The organism is Bacteroides sp. AM32-11AC, from assembly GCF_003603515.1.
Lineage (GTDB): Bacteria > Bacteroidota > Bacteroidia > Bacteroidales > Bacteroidaceae > Bacteroides > Bacteroides uniformis.
Genome location: NZ_QTNH01000006.1, coordinates 1 through 24,001 on the forward strand (window position 1 = coordinate 1; position 24,001 = coordinate 24,001).

General features: G+C 44.8%; 18 protein-coding genes. 12 read left to right on the forward strand and 6 right to left on the reverse strand.

Annotated features, from left to right (window positions below; translation table 11 throughout):
* Nucleotides 1-51: 51 nt before the first annotated feature.
* The 4 genes from DW800_RS07615 to DW800_RS07630 form a co-directional block, all read right to left on the reverse strand.
* Nucleotides 52-1,962 (reverse strand): family 43 glycosylhydrolase, encoded by a 1,911-nt coding sequence (locus DW800_RS07615; protein WP_374937105.1) that lies wholly within the window; start codon nt 1,960-1,962, stop codon nt 52-54.
* Between the two features lie 140 nt (nt 1,963-2,102).
* Nucleotides 2,103-3,230 (reverse strand): glycoside hydrolase family 88 protein, encoded by a 1,128-nt coding sequence (locus DW800_RS07620; protein ID WP_119957947.1) that lies wholly within the window; start codon nt 3,228-3,230, stop codon nt 2,103-2,105.
* A 17-nt stretch (nt 3,231-3,247) separates the two neighbouring features.
* Nucleotides 3,248-4,579, reverse strand: a complete 1,332-nt coding sequence (locus DW800_RS07625; RefSeq protein WP_119957979.1) for a BNR repeat-containing protein — start codon at nt 4,577-4,579, stop codon at nt 3,248-3,250.
* Nucleotides 4,572-5,825: a DUF2264 domain-containing protein gene (locus DW800_RS07630; protein WP_005833273.1), complete on the reverse strand. Its 1,254-nt coding sequence runs from the start codon at nt 5,823-5,825 to the stop codon at nt 4,572-4,574. The genes DW800_RS07625 and DW800_RS07630 overlap by 8 nt, the downstream gene beginning before the upstream one ends.
* 505 nt (nt 5,826-6,330) lie before the next feature.
* Here DW800_RS07630 and hemW point away from each other — a divergent pair.
* The 6 genes from hemW to DW800_RS07660 all read left to right on the forward strand — a co-directional run bounded on the left by hemW (nt 6,331) and on the right by DW800_RS07660 (nt 13,376).
* Nucleotides 6,331-7,461 (forward strand): radical SAM family heme chaperone HemW, encoded by a 1,131-nt coding sequence (gene hemW, locus DW800_RS07635; RefSeq protein WP_119957948.1) that lies wholly within the window; start codon nt 6,331-6,333, stop codon nt 7,459-7,461.
* A 20-nt stretch (nt 7,462-7,481) separates the two neighbouring features.
* Nucleotides 7,482-8,027 (forward strand): RNA polymerase sigma-70 factor, encoded by a 546-nt coding sequence (locus DW800_RS07640; protein WP_057097576.1) that lies wholly within the window; start codon nt 7,482-7,484, stop codon nt 8,025-8,027.
* A gap of 286 nt (nt 8,028-8,313) precedes the next feature.
* Nucleotides 8,314-8,832 (forward strand): DUF4974 domain-containing protein, encoded by a 519-nt coding sequence (locus tag DW800_RS07645; protein ID WP_119957949.1) that lies wholly within the window; start codon nt 8,314-8,316, stop codon nt 8,830-8,832.
* A gap of 2 nt (nt 8,833-8,834) precedes the next feature.
* The gene (locus DW800_RS07650) at nt 8,835-11,573 is read left to right on the forward strand and encodes a TonB-dependent receptor domain-containing protein (RefSeq protein WP_243634911.1); all 2,739 of its coding nucleotides are present in this window, start codon (nt 8,835-8,837) and stop codon (nt 11,571-11,573) included.
* A gap of 15 nt (nt 11,574-11,588) precedes the next feature.
* Nucleotides 11,589-12,731 (forward strand): DUF4249 domain-containing protein, encoded by a 1,143-nt coding sequence (locus DW800_RS07655; protein WP_119957950.1) that lies wholly within the window; start codon nt 11,589-11,591, stop codon nt 12,729-12,731.
* A 291-nt stretch (nt 12,732-13,022) separates the two neighbouring features.
* Complete coding sequence (locus DW800_RS07660) at nt 13,023-13,376, forward strand: hypothetical protein (RefSeq protein WP_005830102.1); 354 nt, start codon at nt 13,023-13,025, stop codon at nt 13,374-13,376.
* A 138-nt stretch (nt 13,377-13,514) separates the two neighbouring features.
* Here DW800_RS07660 and DW800_RS07665 read toward each other — a convergent pair whose 3' ends face one another.
* Nucleotides 13,515-14,267, reverse strand: a complete 753-nt coding sequence (locus DW800_RS07665; RefSeq protein ID WP_005833286.1) for a LytR/AlgR family response regulator transcription factor — start codon at nt 14,265-14,267, stop codon at nt 13,515-13,517.
* A 132-nt stretch (nt 14,268-14,399) separates the two neighbouring features.
* A complete protein-coding gene (locus DW800_RS07670; RefSeq protein ID WP_119957951.1) occupies nt 14,400-16,430 on the reverse strand; it encodes a histidine kinase in 2,031 nt (676 codons plus the stop codon).
* A 345-nt stretch (nt 16,431-16,775) separates the two neighbouring features.
* On the opposite strand from DW800_RS07670, the gene DW800_RS07675 reads away from it, so the two are divergent.
* The 6 genes from DW800_RS07675 (at nt 16,776) to DW800_RS07700 (ending at nt 23,988) form a co-directional block, all read left to right on the forward strand.
* Nucleotides 16,776-18,221: a serine/threonine protein kinase gene (locus DW800_RS07675; protein ID WP_119957952.1), complete on the forward strand. Its 1,446-nt coding sequence runs from the start codon at nt 16,776-16,778 to the stop codon at nt 18,219-18,221.
* On the forward strand, nt 18,208-18,978 hold the full coding sequence (locus DW800_RS07680) for a BACON domain-containing protein (RefSeq protein ID WP_119957953.1): 771 nt from the start codon (nt 18,208-18,210) through the stop codon (nt 18,976-18,978). Before DW800_RS07675 ends, DW800_RS07680 begins: the two co-directional genes overlap by 14 nt.
* 72 nt (nt 18,979-19,050) lie before the next feature.
* Complete coding sequence (locus DW800_RS07685; RefSeq protein ID WP_016273066.1) at nt 19,051-19,875, forward strand: double zinc ribbon domain-containing protein; 825 nt, start codon at nt 19,051-19,053, stop codon at nt 19,873-19,875.
* A gap of 12 nt (nt 19,876-19,887) precedes the next feature.
* On the forward strand, nt 19,888-21,162 hold the full coding sequence (locus DW800_RS07690; RefSeq protein WP_005830090.1) for an FHA domain-containing serine/threonine-protein kinase: 1,275 nt from the start codon (nt 19,888-19,890) through the stop codon (nt 21,160-21,162).
* Nucleotides 21,163-21,178: 16 nt separating this feature from the next.
* The gene (locus tag DW800_RS07695) at nt 21,179-22,921 is read left to right on the forward strand and encodes an FHA domain-containing protein (protein ID WP_005830088.1); all 1,743 of its coding nucleotides are present in this window, start codon (nt 21,179-21,181) and stop codon (nt 22,919-22,921) included.
* An 8-nt stretch (nt 22,922-22,929) separates the two neighbouring features.
* Nucleotides 22,930-23,988, forward strand: coding sequence for a PP2C family protein-serine/threonine phosphatase (locus DW800_RS07700; RefSeq protein WP_016273068.1), 1,059 nt, complete (start codon nt 22,930-22,932; stop codon nt 23,986-23,988).
* Nucleotides 23,989-24,001 lie beyond the last annotated feature (13 nt).

A 24,001-nucleotide genomic window follows, 5' to 3' on the forward strand; every position in this document is an offset into this window, starting at 1 on the left:
TAACCGACTAGTGACCAAAAAATTTTTAGTGGACACTAGTGTATCATTAAATTAAAAGGTAGGCACCACCGGCCTGATGGTTCCGTCTTCATTGAACTCCATCCGGTCTATGCAGACTTCACGATGAACGCCGGGGCCATCTTTCAAGTACCATTTATTAATACGGTGGTAAACGATTCTCCACTCATCTGTACCGGGAATCTGCAATACAGCGTTGTGTGCCGGACCGTAAATTTCCTTTTCCGGATTCTGAATCAGCACAACGGGTTGCTTGGCAACTTCGATAGGACCGAGCGGCGACTTGGATGTACCGTATGCCACATGGTAATTGGGCGAACCGGTATCGTCTACCGACCACATGAAATAGTAGAGCCCGTTGCGATAAAAGACATAGGCTGCTTCGCGGAAAGCATAGTCCTGCAAGGTGCCTCCCGCCGGTGTCATCACCGTAACGGTATTTTCCTTGATGGACACCATATCGTCGTTCAGCTCGGCACCTGCCATGTAGCCGTTGCCCCAGTAAAGATAGGATTTGCCCGAAACAGGGTCTGTAAACACATCCACATCAATCTGTTGCCCGCCACCGACGGGTGAAGCAGTAACGACAGGGCGTCCCAAATCGGTGAAAGGGCCGGCCGGAGAATCGCTCGTAGCCACTCCAATCTGCTTGCCGCCGCCATTCTTGGGGTTTCCACTGTAATAGAAGAAGTATTTATACTTACCGTCCACTTTTTTCTCTTCAATGCAAGGCGCCCAAGCATTGCCATCTGCCCAGGGCACTTGCTCCGACTTCAAGTCCAGCATGACGCCTTCATCCTGCCAGGTCTTCAAATCCGTGGAGGAGAATACGGTGAAATACCAGCCTCCCCAACCCGGCTGTCCGTCCGTAGTAGAATAGATGTAATACTTTTGGGTCTGATGGGAATAAAGGATTTCCGGGTCGGCATGGAAACCCGGCAATACGGGATTGTTGGGCAATGCGCCCAGTTCTGTCGGCTTGCCCCATTCATCGGTAATGCGCAACAGCTCATGGCGGGTAATGGGGATAATGGTCCCATGACGGGGATGGAAGTTCATCTTCACCTCGCTGTCTATCACCTTAAAATTCTTCAAGTCAGTGGTTTCCGTAAACTGATAGCTTCCTTTCATATAGACGTCGTACATCAGGATATACTTATCCTGCCCTATCAGTTTGAAAGTGCCCGCACCCTCTACGGCTTCCTTAGTCTGTTGCTTGTAATCGGGTTCTTCCGTCCATGCCCCGGAGGTCAGGGAACGGGTGGTGGCCACCTTTATGCCGTTTCCATGCCCTTCCGTCTTATAGAAAAGGTGGAAAACACCATCCTTATAGACAATGTCTCCATCGATGCACGATTTCCCGTTCTCCGGCAGAAACAATGGCTTGGGCTCTCCTTCCAAATCCGTAAACTCCGCATTGGCATAAGCATAATATATGACATCGGCTCCATCGCCATGCAGCATGGACCAATACACCATGTACTTTCCCGCCTCCGGGTCGTAGATAGTCTGCGGAGCCCATACACGCTTCAAATCCTCCTGACCTGAATAACGTTTCTGTATATTGATAACGGAGTGGGACCAGTTGACCAAGTCGGTAGATTTCAGCAAAACCATGGCACGGTTGGAACTCCATCCATTGGCTGAAACCATATCTGTCACTACCATATAGAAAGTCTTGCCATCCTCACAACGAAGGATATGCGGGTCGCGGACTCCCCCGGTGGAGCTGATGACTTTCGAGTCGATTACCGGTTCATTATCATTCAATGCCCAGTAGGTATAACCGTCCATGCTTACAGCATAGCGCACAGCCTCTTCATCGCCACTATTCCCAGTGAAATAAGTGAACAAATAAGCTACATAATCTTTTTCGGGAAAGGATTTTTGCCAGGAATATCCCGGAAGTGCAAACAACGACAATAACATTGCCGCCAAAAGCATCCGGAAAGTGTTTTTCATCCGTACAATCATAATCTTTTTATATTAAACCTTTTAACGGGTGTAAAATTAACACTATATACATTATAATACAAAGAAAGTGTATATGTTGTGTAACATATACACTTAATTAATCTCTCCAATCAGTCGGCATTCAAAAAACGCACCATCTCACAAGCTGCCAGCAGAAATGCCCCTACCCCAAAGTTAGCAGTAGAGTTGGCATCAACCACCTGTCCGGGAATGGCTTTCTCGCCAATCGGCTGTACATACCCTATGCGGCCATCGGGCTGCAAGGCTACAGTAGTCAGATAATTCCACGCCTTCATCACTACGGGTTGATAAGCAGCCTTGTCCAGCAAGCCGTTGTTCATCCCCCATAACAGACCATAGGTAAAGAAAGCCGTACCGCTGGTTTCAGGACCGGGAGCATGCTCAGGGTCGAGCATACTGCGTGTCCAGTAGCCTTCCGGCTGCTGGCAGGCAGCCACGGATTTGGCCATCGTCTGGAAGCGGTCTATGTACTCCTGGCGGTATTGGTCTGTTTCGGGCAGGTCTTTCAGTACCTTTGCCAAAGCAGCCAGCACCCAACCGTCGCCACGTGCCCAGAAGTCTTTCTTACCATTCACACTTTTGTGTTTTGGATAAATATATTTGCCGTCGCGATAGTATAGGCCTTCCTCCGAATCGTACATGATACTGTTGGCATAGGTCCAGTATTCATGCTGTTTCTCCAGATATAACGGATTGCCGGTCAGCTTGTACATCTTTGTCATAACGGGCATTACCATGTAAAGTCCGTCCGCCCACCACCAATAATCGTTCTTGTCCGTACTCATCTGGTATTCCATCACTTCGCGCGCACGGGCTATCTTCCCGGAATCCGGCTTCACGGTATACAAATCCGCATAAGTCTGGAAACAAATCTGATAATCACCGAAAAGCACATAATCATCACTCTCCCCATAGCTGTACTTCCACTCTTCCTTGTTGTCACTCTTCGCGCCTTTCCATTCATTATGTTCTGCCCACGCCTCGGAATAGGCATAGCATTCCGGATTACCGGTCAGGAAGAACACCTCCATGTTTCCCGTATGATAGGCGGCATTGTCCCAGAAAGAGCGCCCATGTTGCGGATGGGTCTCCTGCCAATAGTTGTTCACCCGATTGATAATCTCAATCACTTCTTCCGGTTTCGGCTGCTGAGCGGTGCATGAGGACAGTCCCCAGCAAAAAGCCAAACCCAATAAAAATAAGCATGTCGTTTTCATATACTAATACTGTTCTTTTATCTTATCACTTCCAATACATATACCGATTGCGGTGCAAACTCCACAACCCGCTCTCCGTCTCCTTGCTTGGCATGCTGCACAAACAGATGCAGCCGCTTCCTGCTCTTCCACAATTCCGTGTCATGAGACGGTTCCCAGGCATCGACAGTGAAGTCGGTCAAATCGCTGATGCTCCACTTACTGTTTGCCACATCCGTAGCGTGCGCCAAAGAGACTTTGCTCCCCCGTTCTTCATCCCTGAATACATAAAATATCTCCCCGCCATCTACTACGATGCGCGGACGGGCCATCGGAATCATCTTCGTGCCTCCACCTTTCAGGGAAAACGGAGTGGTACGCCCGGAGACCTGGCGGCTGTGCCACATCTGCCCGTCATGCCAGACAATCCGGTATTGCGGGACGTCGCTGTCCGGGTCGCGCCAATAGGAAGCAATGTACGGATTGCCGCCTGCATCGGCACTCATGCTGGTCTGGTTTATCAGTTCCGAATTCTGAGGAATGCGGCAGGCATACTCTGCATTACCCAGACGGATGGGCAAATCATATTTCTTGCCATTTGCCTTATACCATGTTACGCCATTGTCAAAGGAACGGGCATAGCATAGGTCGTGGTTGGTTTCCACATGCCAAGTCTCGCGCCAGACCCACGACAGATGGATGGTTCCAAGCTCATCTACATATAGCTGCCAGTAAGCATTGCGCTTGTTCTCGCCATCAATCAGTACATCCTGCACACGGCTCCATTTCTTCTCCTTCAAGGAATAGCGGTTCATCACCAGGTTGCCCCGGCCGGAAGAACCGGAACGGTATGCAAACAGCAGGTCGCCTCCGGACAGCAGATAAAACTCCGGATAGGTTACATTGCCTTCATCCACGCCCGTCATGGGCTCCTTCTCACCCAATTCCAGTGAATGGGGTGCAATGCTGCGACAGTAGTTCAAGAGCTGTCCGTGATGGTCGAAGGCTACATGAATATACCCGTCACCGTCCAGCATCATGCTGATGACGTTATGGGCATCCTTCACATTCCCTTTATACTGTGTGCGGTGCAGTGTCCACTGTCCGGCATGGAGGTTCCGTTTTCCAAGAGTCAGGAACCCTTCCGCATCATAGTAACTGATGTATTGCTCGTCACCTTGCGTCACCAGCGAATTATTACGGAATACGGCAGTGTTGACGGAAGTCTGGCTGTATCCTTTCCCCACTTCCACCAGATGCGTTTCGGGAAGGACACCGGCAGCACCCTGTGCACAGAGTGCCACCGGAAATCCACCAATCCCCCAAACAATTAATATAAATACTATAAAAAATGAATCAGTCTTACTCATAATAGGCATGGTCTTTGGGGAATTCTTCACCACCCCACGCCTTTTTCGAGGTCCATGCCTGCGGAGCATCTGTCCAGAACGGATGGTCGGCGGGCAAGCCCAGGGGCAAGAATGCCAGGGAAGCCATGTAAAGGCTGCCGTTGTTAGTATACCAGTCGGAGATATGAGGCTGGGAACCATTGAATCCCAATGTCAGAAAACCTTTCTCGTTGAAGTTCCGGTTGTCACCGAACATACGGTTGATGACAGCTGTCATGGCAGCACGTACCTGTCCGTTCGACAATTCCTTGGGCAACCATCCACGCCATGCCAACAAAGCCAATGGTTGGAGGGTACCGGTGCGGTAGGTAATGGAACGCCCGAATACGGGGAAGGCCCCCTCGGGAGAGATGAAACGTTCCAGAATCATGCCGAAACGCTGCATGCGCTTCTGGGCACGCTGGAAATTGCAATCCGGCGCATTCCATATCTTATTTTTTCCACTGTTCGTAAAGACTTCCAGACACTCCACATACATGGGATGGAGCACGAAGCTGTTGTAATAGTCAAAGGCAAATCCCGGTCCGTCGCTATAGAAGCCGTCACCTACATACCACTCTTCCACCTTGCGCAGAGCGGAGACAATACGGTAAGCATCACTCTTAGCACCAGCCTTGCGCAGGAAACATTCTACCGTAGACGAGAACAGCAGCCAGTTGGTATAAGGAGGGTCCACACGGCGCAACTGGGTAAACTCTTCAATGTAACGCCGTTTAGTCAAACTATCCAGAGGCACCCACAAAGCATCGTATCCTCGCAGGAAGCTTTCAGCAACATAAGCGGCATCGACCAGCGGCTGCCCCTCTTTCCGCCAAAGTAGGTAATCCTGACTTTCCGGGTCTACCGCCTGCGCATAACTTTTCAATGCCCATTCGCGGAGCTGCCTGCGCTGCTTGCCTTCGGCAGTGTCATCGTCCGGCAAAGAGAGCCAGGGCGCCAACCCCGCCATCAGACGGCCGAAACATTCCATATAGGTCACCCGTTTGTCGCGTCCATCCCAAGTGGGACTAAGCTCCACCTGCATATTTTTCTGGAGCTTCCCTTCACTCATATTGCTCAGTACCGGAGCAGCCATTTGATACAACACCCCGGCCCAAAGTTCGCGGTCTGTCACTTCCTTCTCTTTTTTCTTCTTGGCAGCCATTTCCTGAGCGGGCAGCAATAAAACTGCCACTAGCAGCAGCCATAAGTAGTTACTTTTTCTCATGATATTATTTAAGTTTGTTTTTCAATACTGCAAAATTACCCCATTCCCGGTAATTTCGGGGGCACTATTGTTTCAAAAAGGGGTAAATATCGGTCATTAGTACCCCAAAAGCTCAGAAATCACAAGAAAAAGCCTAAGATTAAGCCGTGCTACGACGGAAGTGAATAAAGTATTTGCCGCTATATTTGTTTCTTCATGAACTGCACCAGTACGAGGGCAATGCAATAAGCTATAATCTGTTCAAACCAAAAGTCAAGTCCTTCAAACATATTACTCATTATTTTAATAGACACCCATTCCTTTTTCTGATAACAAAGGAAAGGAGTTTATTCGGAATAATGAATTTCCATACGACTCAAAAAATGTTCTATTTTTCCGGATTACAGACAAAACTGAGAATATCCACCAAGACACTGACTACTTCCATATTACATTAAATGTCCCGAAAACCGATATATTCTCCTGCCAAAAGACTATTTTTGCAACAAATATCCATAAGCATACCATGGCAGGCATCTATATTCATATACCTTTTTGCAAGACGCGCTGTATCTATTGCGATTTTTATTCCACCACTCGCAGCGAATTGAAGCAGCAGTACATCCGTGCCTTGTGCACTGAACTGAAAACCCGCAAGGGTTATCTGAAGGAAGAACCGATAGAGACCATCTACTTTGGCGGAGGAACTCCCTCACAGCTCGCTCACGAAGATTTCGAACAGATATTCCGGACTATCAAAGAGGTGTATGGAACAGAACATGCCGAAGAAATTACCCTCGAGGCCAATCCCGACGACCTGACGGAAGAATATGTGTCCATGATGCGCACCCTCCCCTTCAACCGCATAAGCATGGGGATACAGACATTCGACGCCCCCACCCTGAAACTGTTGAACCGCCGGCACAATGCCGCGCAAGCCATCGCAGCCATACACCGCCTCCGCCAAGCCGGCTTCCGGAATATCAGCATCGACCTCATCTATGGGCTACCGGATGAAACAGACCAACGGTGGGAACGCGACCTGCAACAAGCCGTCGGCCTTGATGTGGAGCATATCTCCGCTTATCATCTGACTTACGAAAAAGGCACCCGCATCTACGAAATGCTGCAGAGCCATCGTATCAGCGAAGTGGACGAAGAGAGTAGCCTGCGCTTCTTCTCGGCGCTCATGGACACCCTGGGAGCCGCGGGGTATGAGCATTACGAAATATCCAACTTCTGCAAGCCCGGCATGTACTCACGCCACAACACTGCTTACTGGAAAGGCATTCCGTATTTGGGCTGCGGCCCTTCCGCCCACTCCTTCAATGCGGAGACAAGGGAATGGAACACAGCTTCTCTGGAAGGATACATAAAGTCCATTGAAGAGGGGCACCGTTCCTCCGAAACAGAAATTCTGGATAAAGTGACCCGTTACAATGAATACATCATGACTTCCCTGCGTACCATGTGGGGAATCTCCCTGACATATACGGAAGAAGCCTTCGGCACAGAGTTGTGCCAATATTGCACGAAAATGGCAGCCCCCTACCTCCAAAGCCACAAACTGGAGATGCAGGCAGACCGCCTGCGCCTGACCCGGGAAGGCATCTTTGTTTCGGACGGCATAATAAGCGACCTGATGTTCATTGATTAACAGCAAAACCGGGAGACTGCATGACCGAACAAGAAGTCAGACGCTACTTGCGCCAAATGAAGGAAGAAGACTCGGAACGGGCTTTCCACAGTTTCTACAATCTGTGCTACGACCGCTTGTTCCGTATTGCCTGCTATTTCGTGAAGCACGAAGAATGGGCGCAAGAAATTGTGCTCGACGTCTTCATGAAGCTTTGGGAACAACGCGCCCGGTTGCCGGAAGTGAACAACATAGAGGATTACTGCTTTATCCTTACCAAAAACGCCTCCCTCAATTACCTGGAAAAAGAGAACCGACACCCTACACTCTCGTCCGAACAGCTTCCCGAACTTTCCGGCCAGGCCGATTCTCCCGAAGACACTCTTATCAGCGAAGAACTGTTTGCCCGATATGTCAAGGCGCTCGACCGCCTGCCGGAGCGTTGCCGTGAAGTATTCATCCGCCTGCGCGAAGAGAAACAAAGCTATGCACAAGTGGCGGAGGAGCTGAACATCAGCACAAAGACAGTAGACGCGCAACTGCAAAAAGCACTCACAAGACTCAAGGAAGCATTGCTGACGGAGTGAACTCTGCTTCATCTTCCTCGCAAGAAGCCCCGTATGCATATATGAGATGCACATCTCGAACCGCATGAGATGCACATCTCGCACAACATGAGATGCACATCTCATGCAGACTTTCCCTATTGATTGAAACAGAGAAGCAAGGAAGTCACACGTAAGCAGGACGGACTTTCACGGACAAAGAGCTTCAGATTAACATTATTTCAGGATATAGGCATAGGGAATTCCTGAAAAGCAGCTGTCTTTACATACGGAAAAGGAGTCATAGGCTCTTAATAAATTGCCAAAAATGAAAGTGAATAACGAGAATTCCGACAAGGTACTGAACAAACTGGTTGCTTCTACCCGTTCCCCACGAGGACGCTTTACGGCAGAGAACAGCTGGAGGCTGCTGGAAAGCCGTTTGCTAAAGCGCCGCAGCATGAAGCGGTTCTGGATGCGTACAGCCAGTGCCGCAGCCGTAGTCCTGCTCTGTGTAACGAGCTGGGCAGCCTATCAGTTCTTATACGTAGCACCACAACGGGAAGCCATTCCCACAGAAGCCATACATACTACCGAGGAAACCCAAGTAATCCATAGCGTACTGACATTCGATCAGCACCCCTTGCAGGAAATCGTCCGTCAACTTTCCGAAACGTTCCGTACCGATATACGTATCGAAGGAGACAGCCTGAAGAACTATCATATGACAGCTACCTTCCGCGAAGGGGAGAGTCTTACAGAAATCCTCGACCTACTGAAGGACGCCGGCAACTTTACCTATAAAAAAGAAAACAACACTATTATCCTTACTACTAAACTTAACTGACAATGACCAGCTCTACTATCTGTTCGCACCACCGCATCAGAACCGTACTTCTGATGTGTGTGGTTCTTTTAAGCGCCTCACTCCATGCACAGGCACAAAACAAGGAAACACGTATAAACCTGAATATCCGTAACGCAACTTTAGAGAGTTTCGTGAAGCAACTGGAAAATGCAACCGGATTCTCCTTCATCTATGGGGAAGAAGTAAAGCTCACGCACCGCATCACACTGGAGATGAAACAAAAGAACATCAGTGAGATATTGCAACGTGCCTTTGAAAACGAACCCATCACGTTCGAAATATCCGGAAAGCACATTCTACTCCATAAGCGGCCCGTGCCGCAGAAACCCGTTAGCCGTAAGTTCACCATCAGCGGATACGTGACCGACGGAGCGTCTTCCGAGACGCTGATTGGTGCCAATATCCTTGAGAGTCGTCGTTCCACAGGTACTGCCACCAATCCTTTCGGTTTCTATTCCCTCACCCTGCCGGAAGGGGAAACGGAACTGGTTTTCTCCTACCTGGGCTACGAAAGCCGGCATAGCCGGTTCGAACTGACGAAAGACACCTTACTCAACGTCAGGCTGGACAGCAATAACCAGCTGGCAGAGGTCGTGGTGCTCTCGGACAAGCGGGAGGCCGGCATAGAAAGCACAGCCATGGGAGCGCATGAGATACCGATGACACAAATCAGGCATACCCCGTCCATATTGGGAGAAGCCGACCTGCTGAAGACCATTCAGCTGATGCCGGGTGTGCAAGCCGGTATGGAAGGTTTTGCAGGCATGTATGTGCGAGGGGGAGGTCCCGACCAAAACCTGGTTATGCTGGACGGAATTCCTGTTTACAACGCAGACCACCTGCTGGGAGTATTCTCCATCTTTACGCCCGAAGCGGTAAAGAACACCACACTCTTCAAAAGTTCTTTTCCTGCCCGCTACGGCGGGCGTCTTTCGTCTATAGTAGATGTACGGACCAACGACGGGGACATGCATAAATACCACGGCGCATTCAGCATAGGCCTGCTGACGGACAAACTGCATATCGAAGGCCCTATCTGGAAAGAACGGACCTCTTTCAGTTTCAGCGCACGAGCCATCCCCACCCTATTCTTCAAAAATCTCATTGTAGACAAAGACGACACCTATTCCGACAAATACAACTACTATTTTTACGACGTCAATGCAAAGGTCAACCATAAGTTCAGCGACCGTAGCCGCATCTTCCTCAGTTTCTACAAGGGGAAAGACCACTATCATTATGACAGTTACTACCACGGTGACAATTACGACAACAGCATTAAGAATTATTCCAAGGACAACAGCCATCTGAATTGGGGAAACACCATCGCCTACGGCCGCTGGAACTATGTATTCAACAGCAAGCTGTTTTGCAACACCACCGTCTCATACAACAAATATGAGATGGGGCTGGACGGAAACATGGAAGATACCTATACTGTCGCCAATAAAGTACAAGACAGATACTATTACTCCTCCAAGTTCAACTCCGGTATCCGTGACTGGAGTGCGCGTATGGACTTTGACTACACCCCCATGCCGCAGCACCACATCAAGTTCGGTGCAGAGTACATCCACCATACGTTCCGTCCGGGAATAGCTACCTCGAAAATACAAGATATAGATAATGGCGCCCTCCAGGAAGATACGGTTTACAATACCAGCAACAGCCATGCCATGCGCGGACAAGAAATCTCCCTTTACGCCGAAGACAATTTCAATGTAAACGCCAGGTTCAGTCTGAATGCAGGTGTACGCACATCGCTGTTCCACACACAAGGGAAAAGCTACTATTCGCTGCAGCCCCGCCTTTCCGCCCGCTATGACCTCGGACAAGGATATTCTGCCAAAGCATCCTATACGTGCATGGCACAGTATGTGCATCTGCTGTCCTCTACTCCGCTGTCTATGCCTACCGACCTCTGGGTACCCATTACCAAAGACATCAGTCCGATGTATGCCAACCAGTTCTCCATAGGAGGCTACTATTCCGGACTGCCGGGTTGGGAGTTCTCCGTCGAGGGATATTATAAACAGATGAAACACATACTTGAATATCAAGACGGTGTATCCTTCTTCGGCACCTCTACCAACTGGGAAGAAAAAGTGGAAATGGGCGAAGGCCGCTCCTTCGGTCTGGAACTGATGGTACAGAAAACATTGGGCAAGACTACCGGCTGGCTGGCATATACCCTATCCAAGACCGATCACCGTTTTAAGAGCGGAACCATCAACCAAGGCCGATGGTTCCCCTACAAATATGACCGCCGCCACAGCATCAGCCTCAATCTCAGCCATAAGTTCAGTGACCGCATTGATGCAGGAGCTTCCTGGATATTCAATACCGGTGGATGTATCACTATCCCCGAAAAGGCAACAATCATCATCCGGCCCGATGGCTCTATTGAGGAAACCGGTTACATCTCCCGGCGTAACAATTACCGCCTTCCCGCCAGCCATCGTTTGAATCTCGGCGTCAACTTCAACAAGAAGACCAAACATGGTATGCGTACCTGGAATATCAGTATCTACAATGCATACAATGCCATGAATCCGAACATCGTTTACAGCAAATACAAAAATGGATACAACGTATACTACGATGATTTCTACGAAAGTATTTATCATGGAAATACCGGGCAGAAGAAAGCTCAAACTGTCATCAAGAAAATAACAATACTGCCTTGTATTCCTTCTGTTACCTATACTTATAGATTTTAAAAACAAATCCGGCATATGAAAACAAAAATGAAATTACACCTTATTATATACATAACTATTGTAGGCTTCCTAACAGCCTGCGAAAACGAGATTCCTTACAATCCCGGACAACAAGATCCGCAAATCATCATGAACGCCTTGCTCGAAACCGGACAAGCTGAGAATGATGTCTATCTCCATTTAGGCGAGGGCTATAGTATTGAACATTTGAACGAAGCAACTCTTTTCCTCTACATCAATGGCAAAATAGCAGAAACTCCGAAAGCGGTTTCCCCGGAAGAAATTTATGGGCATCTGGAAAGAGAACTTGATAAGGACATTTATGAATCATTACTGAAAAGTATACGTTTCAAGAAATATCGTCTGACCAGCACACTGCATCCCGGCGACAACATACGTCTGGAAGCCACTGCCGAAAACGGGAAATACCATGCCAGTGCCGAGGTCACCGTGCCACAACCGATAGAGAGCCTGCACGTGGACACTTGCTTGGCCTACCTGCGCGAGTACAGCGGACAAACCCTTTACCGCCAATACAAAATTACATTGCAAGACCGCCCCAACGAGAAGAACTACTACCGGCTGGACATTTGGAATGACCGTAGTTACTATTGCAAATGGAAAGAATACCTGGAAGATGAAAACGGCAGCCTCATCAAAGTGGAAGACGAGGACGGCTCTTGGCATTGGGCCTCCATACCCAGAGACACTACCATCCTTGCTCCCCGACAGAACGAAATCATCAACCGGGAAGATGTTATACTGACTGACGGCCACCCTGGCAACTATGATGATGAAGAAAATGAATTGTTTCCCACCATAAATAACAAATACAACATATTCAATGATAACACTTTCCGTGATTCGTATGCCACATTAAAAGTATATACCCCTCTCTACCAAGAATATTATCCGGTAGAGGGACACTACTACTACCATATATCCCGCAAACAAACCATCACCGTACGGCTGCTTAGCATCACTGAAGCCGAATACCGCTACCTGAAAGCCTTAAACTGCCTGGATGATGGGGATTACGACGATACTTTAATGGAACCTATCAGTCTGCCTTGCAACGTCATAGGTGGATTAGGCTTTGTGGGAGTCTGCTCTGAAAGCAGAGTAATCATAGAATTGCCCGAAACTGTTTGGCAATAACATTTTGACTAATAAAAATCCTTTTATCCATTACAATAAACTGAATTTCATTTAACCTACATTACATTCGTATTACAAAAAGCATCCAAATAAAGCATTTTCACACTACAAAATTGATTTAAGTCAAGAAATGAAGGTATAAACTACACTTTTTTACGTATTCATTTTTGTGTTATAAAACATATACCTATATTTGCATAGGTAAAAAGAAAAAGCTAAGCGCTTAGAGAGTTTTCAATAGGTATTAGATTGAGATTAGTTTTTAGGAATAACAATTAAAAAGTAGGTATTATGAAACGTTTAGGATTAACATTAGTGGCAGCAGTCTGCCTGACTGCTACAACATTTGCAGCAGGAAACCAACCTACAACTGCAAAATGGGAAGGTAATATCAACATAACAAAGTTGAGCAAGTATTTGAATCTGGATTCCAACCAGCATGAAGAAGTGGCAAACATCTGCGAATATTTTACAGAACAGATGGAACGCGCTACAAATTCCAAGAAGAATCAGGAGAAGTTACTCCGTAATGCAGTTTATGGTAATCTGAAGTTGATGAAAAAGACTCTGAATGAAAAGCAGTATGCTGATTATGCCAGAGTATTGAACGTCACACTGCAGAACAAAGGTATCGAAGTGAAATAAACTTCGCTTCTGATAAATACGAAAATAGTATTTGATAAATAAAAAGGCATTGGACTTTAGAGGTTCAATGCCTTTTCTTTACGTCAACGCCACCAAAACCTGCGGCGTCAACTCCCTAACCAAATAATTCTTATCACTTTACAAGCAGAATCTGTCTTGCAGCTCTTTCTTATACTTTCTGGAAACCAGCAGTTCCGTCACTTTGTCAAATGGTGGATAAAGCATGCATTTGCTATCCTTTATAATCATCAGATAATCAATATTGATAATATACGATTGATGTATCTGCACGAAACTGGATGAATATTGAGTAATCTGCTCAGCAGTCATTCCGCGACGCAACACCAACGGCGGCTGGTTGTTTAGTATCACCTCCCATTGTTTACGCTCGGAACAATAGCGAAAAAAGCCGATTTCAGCCGGACGCAACGCACGCATATCATTAGTTGGCGTAAATACGATAAATGTCTGTCCGGTATGCAACGGTGCACCAATGGGATATGACATTCTCTGCCCGGCCTCTGCCTGCTCTACAAAACGCGCAAGAATATCCCGCAACTCCTGCTCTTCAAAAGGTTTCAGCAGATAGTCGAACGCAGCCTCCCGGATAGCCTGAATCATGTACTTATCATAAGCCGTATAGAAAACAATCCGCATATTCCACGAAACACTGTCACGTATTTCCTGCAGTAATTCCATTCCAGTCATGTCCGGCAGTTCCACATCCAAGAACAACAAATCCGGCTGTACCTTGGCAATGAGTTTTTTCCCTTGTTTACCATTACGGGCAGTTCCTTTCAAAAAGAAGCGTGCATCCTTTCCCAATTCAAAACTCAGATTCTCAAGAGCCACCTCATCGTCGTCAACTATTGCAACCTTATATTTATCCATGTTCCTTTTATGTTTTTCTTCTCGCGAATATATACATAATCCTACTCCCATACAAAGCAATAGAAGGCCATTTACGGACTATTTATCCGTAAACATGCCTATCCTTGCAAAAAATAAGATTAAACGGTTCTTTTAAATTCCGTAATCGTAGTTGTCAGGCAACCAGAAAGTCACCTCACAGCCCATCTCACCACTCTGTAGAGAGACATTGTGTACTGAAACATCAATGGCCTCCTTGTTCTTATTGTTGAGAATCTGAATGGTCTGCATAATGACTTTCATTCCCGTCCCCGTGCCCCGGTTCCGACTGTCCGGACGATAACCGCCACCATTATCCGTTATCTTTATACAGATACCGTTTCCCCGGCGACAGACCGAAACCCAAAGATTACGTTCACCTTCCTTCTCGCGCAACGCATGCTTCACTGCATTTTCAACCGGAATTTGAATCATCATAGACGGAATCCTTATTTGCTCCGGCTGCACATCCTTTTCTATCTTCAGTTCCGAATGAAAATCCGGACCTAAAGAACGGCGTTCCAGATTAATATATGTTTTCACAAAATCCAGCTCCTCTGCCAAGGTTACACACAGTTGTTCCGCCAATTCCAGATTGCGACGCATCAGTTTTACCAGCGACGAAAGCTCTTGCTTTTCTTCTACATTCCGCTCCGCCATCTCCCGGTTCAGCACATTGAAGATGAAATGAGGGGACAAGCGGTTACGGATATTCTCCAGACGAAGTGTAGAGACTGTGCGATGATTCCGTGCAAGCAACAAAGCACGTTTCTTTTTGCTGTACAGATAAAGGAAAACCGCCGTCAATATAGATACAACAGCTACAGCAAACACGACAAACTGTGTCTGCCTCAGCACCAGCACCTCGTTTTTCTGCTCTTGAAGCAAAACCCGATGTGCCATCAAGGTAGAATCCTGCTGATAACGCAAAGTCAAGTCTGCCGTACGCATCCGGACACGCTCATTCCTGATAGAATCATCAAGCTGGTTGTTCCTCTGCAGATAGTGATAAGCCCTCTTGTAGTTGCCGGTTTCCTCGTAAAACTGCTGAAGGTATTTATTACGGATATGTACCATATCAGGGTCGATGCCCGGAGGGACTACACTCTCGGACAATAAACGACGTGCCTCTTGAAAGTCTTTCTGAAGCAGAGCCAATTCTATTTTCTGCGTATCGATATAATATAGTGCAGTACTTACCCCCATTTCCTCAAAAAAAAGTTGGCATTCATTTATATATTTAACAGCCAAATCAACCATATTCAGTTGAAGATAACAGTCTCCTAAATTCAACCTCCCCAGATTAAGTTCAAAACTCATATCAGCATATCCTTCGACTAAATCAATAACCTTTTGGAAATATTTTATCGCTGTCTGGTAATCCTCCCTATAATAGTAAGAAGTCCCTCTATTATTCAAATAAATATATTTTTCATAAGGTAGCATACTGTCATAGCTTTCTCCTGCTAGATTATAATAGTAATCACACTGTTCAAAATCACGCATGGTAACATATACTTGTGCCAAACCATAATAAATGGGAGGTTTCTTGGTAGAAGCTATATGCAAAGAGTCGCACATCAATAAAGCTCTCCTATACCAAGCTGCCCCTATATCCAATTTTCCTAAACGGTTATTCGCATCAGCAAGATTCATCAAAATATCCGGCACCACTTCAATCCTAGTCCCTCTCATCCGTAATTCATAAGCCTTCCGGAAACAAATTTCGGCAGAATCCATATTCCCAACACGTGCAAAGATATTTCCCTTCATATTGAAACATTCAGACTCCAAATCTGCCATTTGAGAAGAACTATGCTGCCTTTCTATAAAGTCATGTATCTGCTGGATTACGATTTGTGCCGAATCAAGCTGTGAAGTAATCAAATATGTTTTCAGTGTCATTGCCAGATAATTATACTTGACCAAGCTATCCTTTGCCTCTTCCATCTTTTGAAAAGCCTTCAACCTTACCTTTCGGGGCACAATGGCCACAGAATCTCCATTTATATGGGAAAAATCCTCAAAAGCTCTCATTTCTGTGTATACGTCCTCTTTATCTCCGGGCGCACAAGCTCCTAGAAGCACAAACCCTAATATCCAATAAATATAAAATCGAATTCGCTTATCCATCCTCTCTCCCATGTTTCTCGTAATTAGATTATTTATTCAATACATCTGCAAACTTAAAATATTTTTGCGAAATACCGTCAAGCATAAGGCGTATTTCTCAACCACAAAAGAGCATACGCTACCGCTTTATTAAAACGAAACAAAAAATCACATCATAGTACAATATTTAGCTACATAAGCCATTAAAACAACATTTTAGTACATTTCAAACTTTTTCTCATTTTCTTATTTACATTTTTATTAATTACTTTGTGGATAAAGAATTGCGAATATACTCAATCAAACAAAATAATACAATCACACAAAGAAAGGCTGTTTCCAAAAGAAAACAGTTCTTTTACATAATTTATAAGTTCTATGTTAGACAGTGGACAAATCATAGCAGATAGATACGAGCTACTCAAACAACTAGGAAGAGGAGGATTTTCTGAAGTTTGGCTGGCACAAGACAAACTTACGGATGTTAAGGTCGCCATAAAAATATATGCTCCGGGGATGGGGCTTGACGATGCGGGGATATCCCTTTTCACACAAGAGTTCTCCCTCGTATTTGATATGAATCATACCAATTTACTGCATCCTACTTATTATGACTGCTGGGAACGGATGCCATACCTGATTTTGCCTTTTTGCAAAAATGGTTCGGCCTTCCAATACCTTACTGACAACAACCGGATAACAGAAACGGAAAGCTGGCATTTGCTCCATGATGTTGCAGAGGGACTGGCTTATCTTCATGCAAAAACTCCCCCGGTTATCCATCAGGATATAAAACCCGATAATATTCTGATTAATGATGAGAATAGGTATATGATTACGGATTTCGGAATCAGCGCACGGATTAGAAGTACATTACGCAGGAACCAAGGCCAAGAATCCAGTGGAGGAACTTTGGCCTATATGGGACCAGAACGTTTTGGTCCATCTCCCGCCCCTATTATGGCCAGTGACATTTGGTCATTGGGAGCAACAATGTATGAGCTTCTAACCGGTATGCCGCCCTATGGTGATCATGGAGGCGTATTGCAAAAAAACGGTGCAGACATTCCACTTATCAACGAAGACTTTTCTCAAGAATTAAAGGATATCATTTACAAATGCCTTGCCTTAAATCCATGGGACAGACCCACAGCCAGACAAATTGCAGACTACACTTCCCAACATATCAATGGAAGTCCCGTCCCCTTTAGTCTGTCAAACAACAGCCATGATACTTTGCAAGAGGAAGAGGACAAAACCCATGAGGATTCCATTAGCGCACACTCTTCTGACATAAATAAGATGTCACCCTATCAAGACAAAGGGAAACGCAAAAAAGTTATAGTCGTAGCAGCAATCACAGCTATATTCGCAACAATTGTCATCATCTTTTCGCTAATAAGCGGCAAAGAACCAGTAGTGGAATCCATACCGGAACCGACTCCAACGATTGATTACGACAAAATGTGTCTGTCAATCATTCAAGAAGGCGAAAACTCTAAAATACAAGGAGATGTTTTCCGGTTTGACATTGACACTTTAAAGCAAAACAATGATTCCGTATTTGAGGATTTTTACATAAATGCCATTGGCAAATACCGACAAATAAATTATTACAAAGATTCCATCTCCGCAAAAATATACTTAAATGCAACAGAACTGAAACAGCAAGTAGAGGCCATACTGGATTCTGCCTATCATGTTTTTAAAGAAAAGGCAAATATCATGAAAGACCTTGACCAAGCCGTAGCAGCCCAGACTTTTGAAGACCGTGCAAAAAAAATAGAACCATATATAAACATAGACAACAATGAAAATGAATAAACTTATCAGACTGATTGTTTTAGCGTTCGCTCTCTCTATGCCAATAAGTATATGGGGGCAATGCGCCTCCATCTATCAAAAGGGAGAGACATACATGAAAAGAGGAAGATACAGAGACGCTATTAAAAGTTTTAAAGCAGCCATGAAATGCGACAGCAATCTGGAGCAAGCATGCAAAAATAAAATCAAAGAGTGTGAGGAAAAAATAAATCCCGCTCCCAAGCCAGCGCCTCCTGCCGAAATCACCAGACTTACCATAGACAGAAAAAGCCTGGAATTTGGGTGTGAGACAAAGACTACAGAAAGTATAAAAATAGAAAGTCTTCCAGAACAATGGACTGCAATATCAGATGCAGACTGGTGCCAAGTGACTCCCGGTGAGAAGAAACTCTCCATAAGCTGCCAGACCAATTGGCTGACTACCGAACGTAAAGCCACCATTACAATCAGTAATGAAAAGATGAAAGCTACGGTCAGTGTTACCCAAGGTGGCCAAGAAGAATTCATTAATATCGCATTAGATAAATTGGAATTCGGTTCCAAAGGAGAAATTAAGGAACTGCAAGTAGACTCCAATGCCGAATGGGAAGTTGCAGATATTCCTGAATGGTGTGAAGCTATAGCAAAAGACCGTGGTAAACTCATTCTAAAAGTGGGAAAAACCAAGAAGGCCAGAGAAGGAACTCTCATAGTTAAAAGCAAAGGAGGAAAAATATCTTCAATTATTCTCTCCCAGAAAAAGGGAGGTCTATTCTAAATTCATGGTAAACCGACAATGGTGAGAAACTCTGATTTATACAAAGTAATTCCATTATTAAAGTAAAATCTTATGAGATGTATGAATTGCGGTTGGGACAACCTTTCCAACACAACAGTATGCCTAAAATGCGGGCAACCTTTGCGAATGCCGGAGAATTATGCCAATAGTCAGGACATTTTTATTTCAAAAGAAGGCCATGGAGAAGCTATACCCAAACCGACAGTATTGAATGTCAGCTCCAATGAAGAAAAATGCAGAAAAACTGTGGTGTTTTCCACAACAAATGAAGAAGAGAATCATTCTACTGTTGTACAGCCAATTATAGAATGTCCCAATTGCAATTACCCGGTAGTAGGAGATTTCACAAGTTGCCCTTGCTGCGGAACTCCATTAAAAAGAGCAAACATATCAACAAACAATGAATACAAAACAATAAGAGTAGAAGAGGAAGTACCTTCCGTTTCTGAAGAGAAAATGCTCTGTCATGAATGTGGAAGTAAGATAGCAATAACCTGCTCTTTTTGCCCGAACTGCGGTGTCCGCGTACATCGGCCAACCATACGCCGGCAAATAAAGAACATCACAGAGACAGAACCGGAAACCAAACCTCACTGTTCATTAACAATTATACCGGAAGAAGAAGAGAACATTCTTCCGGAAAGATTTGAATATGAAGGGAACTCCATCATCTTGAACCGGGAAAATACAGAAATGTCTAATCGTACAATCACCTCAAAGGAACAAGCTGAAATAGTTTTCGATGATGGTCATTGGTATCTGCTTGACCGAAGTATGCTCCAAACGACCTATATCCAGGTAAACAGAAAAATAGAAATCATACCGGATGATATCATTGTACTAGGTGACCGAAGATTCAAGTTTGAATGTGACTAAATATAACCTCTTGTGAATAACCGGACTGTCGACAGATGTGATTATAATGTAGGGGAATATATCAATAACCGTTATAGGGTTTCCCAAACATTAGGCGAAGGTTCATTCGGTAAAGTATATCGGGTTACGGACAGCGCAAGCAAAGATTATGCGCTTAAACTACTGAGATTATGGGAAGTTCCTCCTGAAATACGTAAACCATTAATGGAACGTTTCGAGATGGAATTCAAAACTGGGCAAATTGATTGTGACTATTTAGTGCGTTCATTGGACTACGGTACAGTTGGAGGCAACCCTTATATTGTAATGGAATACTGTTCCGGAGGAGATTTAACACCTTATTTAGGTTCTGGAAGCAGTAAGATTCCTCTGATTTGCCAGCAAATTCTAATAGGTTTACATGCTTTGCATACCAGAGGCAAGGTTCACCGTGACCTAAAGCCGGAGAATGTCCTTTTCAAGAGTAACGGAATCGCTGCGTTGACAGATTTCGGTATAGCAGGGGATAGAAACAAACGTATGACCGAACGCAATATTTTTGGTAAACCCAACCAAATTTTCGGGACTTATGCATATATGCCGCCAGAACAAGTGAACCGCATGCGAGGTGAGGCCACTGTCCTACCCACTACGGACATTTTTTCTTTTGGAGTATTAGCCTTTCAATTATTGACTGGTAGTTTACCCTTTGGCGAATTGAGCAGTCATAATGAATTGGCACTATATCAGAAACGTGGGAAAAATGGAGATTGGAACCGGCAGAAATTGACACAGTTGAAACATAGAGAGCAGTGGCAGCAACTCTTTGCAGGATGTCTTAATCCAGATTTCAAAAAACGTTTCCAGTCTGTGCAAGAGGTATTGGAACACCTGCCAGCAATAAGCCAAGTCCCTATGGAAAGAGGATATTGTCCACCACAAACAGTCAATGGTTTCTGTATACGTATTATGCAAGGTGAAGAGTACGGAAAAATATATCAATTAAGTGAACTTATAAAATATGGCAATAGAATCCTTACTATCGGGAGAGAACGCGACAATCTGCTACATATAACAGAACAGCAAAGTGCCTATATATCACGCCATCATTGCACAATAGAAACAAATCCCGCCACTGATAAATGGATTATTCGGGACGGGCAATGGCAGAAGGAGTTAAAGTTGTGGCAGGAGTCCAGTAATGGGACTTATGTCAATTCCACCCAAGTCACCAAACAAGGGCATATACTGAAAATTGGAGATATCATCTCCATTGGAGATGTAAAAATGAGATTTGAAAACTATTAATTATATATCAAGTAGTATGGATACACAAAATTACAAACGTACCTTAGCCGGCTCAGTAGGGGCTGGTATGGGGGCATTAATGGGTGCTTCCGGTAGAACTTACTTTATTTTGGAGCACAAGACCTCTTCAAAGTATCATCAAGCGGGAGAATCCCAAAAAATCATTGTCGACCAAGTAGAATTAGGTAGAGACGCTTCCTGCCAAGTACGCTTTGATGAAAGTTTCGAAACAGTTAGCCGCAAACATGCTGCAATTGTACGCGACGGTGAAAACTGGAAACTTATCCACCTTTCACACTCCAATCCGACATTGGTCAACGGACATCCTATAAATGGGTCCTACTATTTACAAACAGGAGATGAAATACAATTATCCGTTGGCGGACCACGCTTGGGATTCATTGTTCCACAAGGTCGCCAAGCATTAACTTCCAGCATTGGATTGACTGAGAGAATGAGCCTTTTCCGCAAACAAGCCTTACGCCCCTACAAGACCGCATTAACAATCATGGGAATTGTTTTCGTACTGGCGGTGGCAGGATTGGCTGCCTGGAACTACAGTTTAGGTGTAAAAAATGATTTGTTGGCACAGAAGACAGAAGAACAAGAACTTCAACTGAAAGGATACCAAAACCAATTGGATTCACTGGGGACCGAAAGAGCATCTCTAGAAGCACAGCAACGGGAGTTAGAGACCAAATTACGAAACAGTGACGGTAATGCAGAGGCCTTAAAAACACAGTTGGACAACGTTAATAGTCAATTAAAGAATGTCAATGCAAGTTTCTATAAGGTCAAATCAGACTTGGACAATCTCTCGAACAGCATAAGCACTAAAAGCATTGAGAATTCAAGCAATGCCATTAACGCAAATATACAAGAAGGCACCAGACTCTCCAAAGACCAATATTATGAAGACCCTGATATAGCAGATGAACAAGACAGTAATGCTTCAGGAGATTTGAAAGATTATTATGATTATATCTATACAATTAAAGTCGACCGTATTGAAATCGAATATAATGGAACAAAGTTTGATCCGGGCATACAAGTTTCAGATATAATCTGCGGAACTGGCTTCATGCTATCAAACGGAATGTTTGTAACAGACAGGCAGAATGTCGAGCCATGGATATACTCCAACACAGAGTGGAAAGACCCATGGCGTAAACTATTGGCTGTATACAAAGGAGCAGGATGTAATATCATTATCCATTACCGTGCATACAGTACCAAAGGAACAGGAAAGCCTCTGACATTTACCAGTAGCGATTTTGCCAAAGACGGACGAAATGATGTACAAGTGACCGAAATAGAAGTAGATAAATCCATCAGGGTACAACTAAGGGAACATGGGATAAAATTGACCTATACACGTAGGAAATATATCAGTGTCAGCATTGTTACCCCTGCTGCCAACAGTTGGGCATACATTAGAGGAAAAGGCGTTTATGGTGAGGGATTGCCTTACGACATTACCGCCGCAGACAACATGAGTGGAGGTACAGAAGTTCAAATGGTGGGCTATGCAGGTTATGCTGATATTCATAATCTTACTCCGGCTCATTTCAATGACCATACCAATATAGCCGACACAAAATATGAGACTACCATATTACAGAATCGTGTGGCAGAGCCCGGTTATTATGGTTCTCCAGCATTCCTTCTAGAAAATGGTTCTTACAAAGTAGTGGGTTTCATGGTAGGAAGCATAGAGGGTAAGGATCGTTTAGTACCAATCAGAAATTTAATACATTAAAATTAAACATGTCCGAGATAAGCATTAAATTAGCGGCAGGTACCAATGTTGGTTTAGTCAGGAAAAACAACGAAGACAATTTTGTTGTCAATCGTGATTTATGCCAATCAGAGTGGATTATCCCCCAATCGATAGAACCCATTTCTTTAGGACGGTATGGCAGCATATTGGTAGTGGCCGACGGAATGGGCGGCACCAATGCCGGAGAAGTTGCTTCTGCCATAGCCATTGAGACGGTGCAAAATGCATTCACCCCCGAGAATTTAGGAGATATCGTTACGCAGGAAGGCATTGTTACCTCAGAAGAAGCCGTTGAAGAATTTCTGAGCAGAACTGTCAAAACCGCTGATTTAAATATTGTCAATACAAGTAAAGAAGATAGTAGTACCCAGGGAATGGGTACTACTATTGTCATTGCTTGGATATTGAACGATAAAGCCTATATCTGTTGGTGTGGCGACAGTCGTTGTTATGTATTCAATGGCAATTCAGGTTTTTGCCGTTTATCTAAAGACCATTCCTATGTACAAGATTTAGTAGATCAGGGAAAACTAGATCCTGAAAATGCGTTTGACCATCCTTACAGTAATATCATTACCCGCTGTTTGGGAGACCCGACCAATCGTTCCAATCCCGATTTCCGTTCCTATAATTTAAAGGATGGCGATACTCTCCTACTGTGTAGTGATGGGTTATGTGGTTTATGCCACGACGAAGAGATAATGCAAATTATAGAAGAGAACCAGGATGATTTAATGACATGCAAGGATAGGTTGATAGAAGCTGCTCTTGAAGCAGGTGGATATGACAATATTACGATTGTGTTATGCCACATCATGCTACAGGATACCGAGCCCAAAGTAAAGTTGAATAATACAGTGTTCAGCAAACCCAACCACCACAAAATCCGGAAAATTCTTCTGTTACTCCTGGTACTGGCTTTAGCGGCAGGCTTCTATTTATATAGAAATCCACAGCAATATGCAAAATGGAAAACGATACTATATCAGGCAGATACGGTTCTAGTTACAGAGACAGACACTACTAACACTACCCTAACAGATTGATTACTATTGTGAA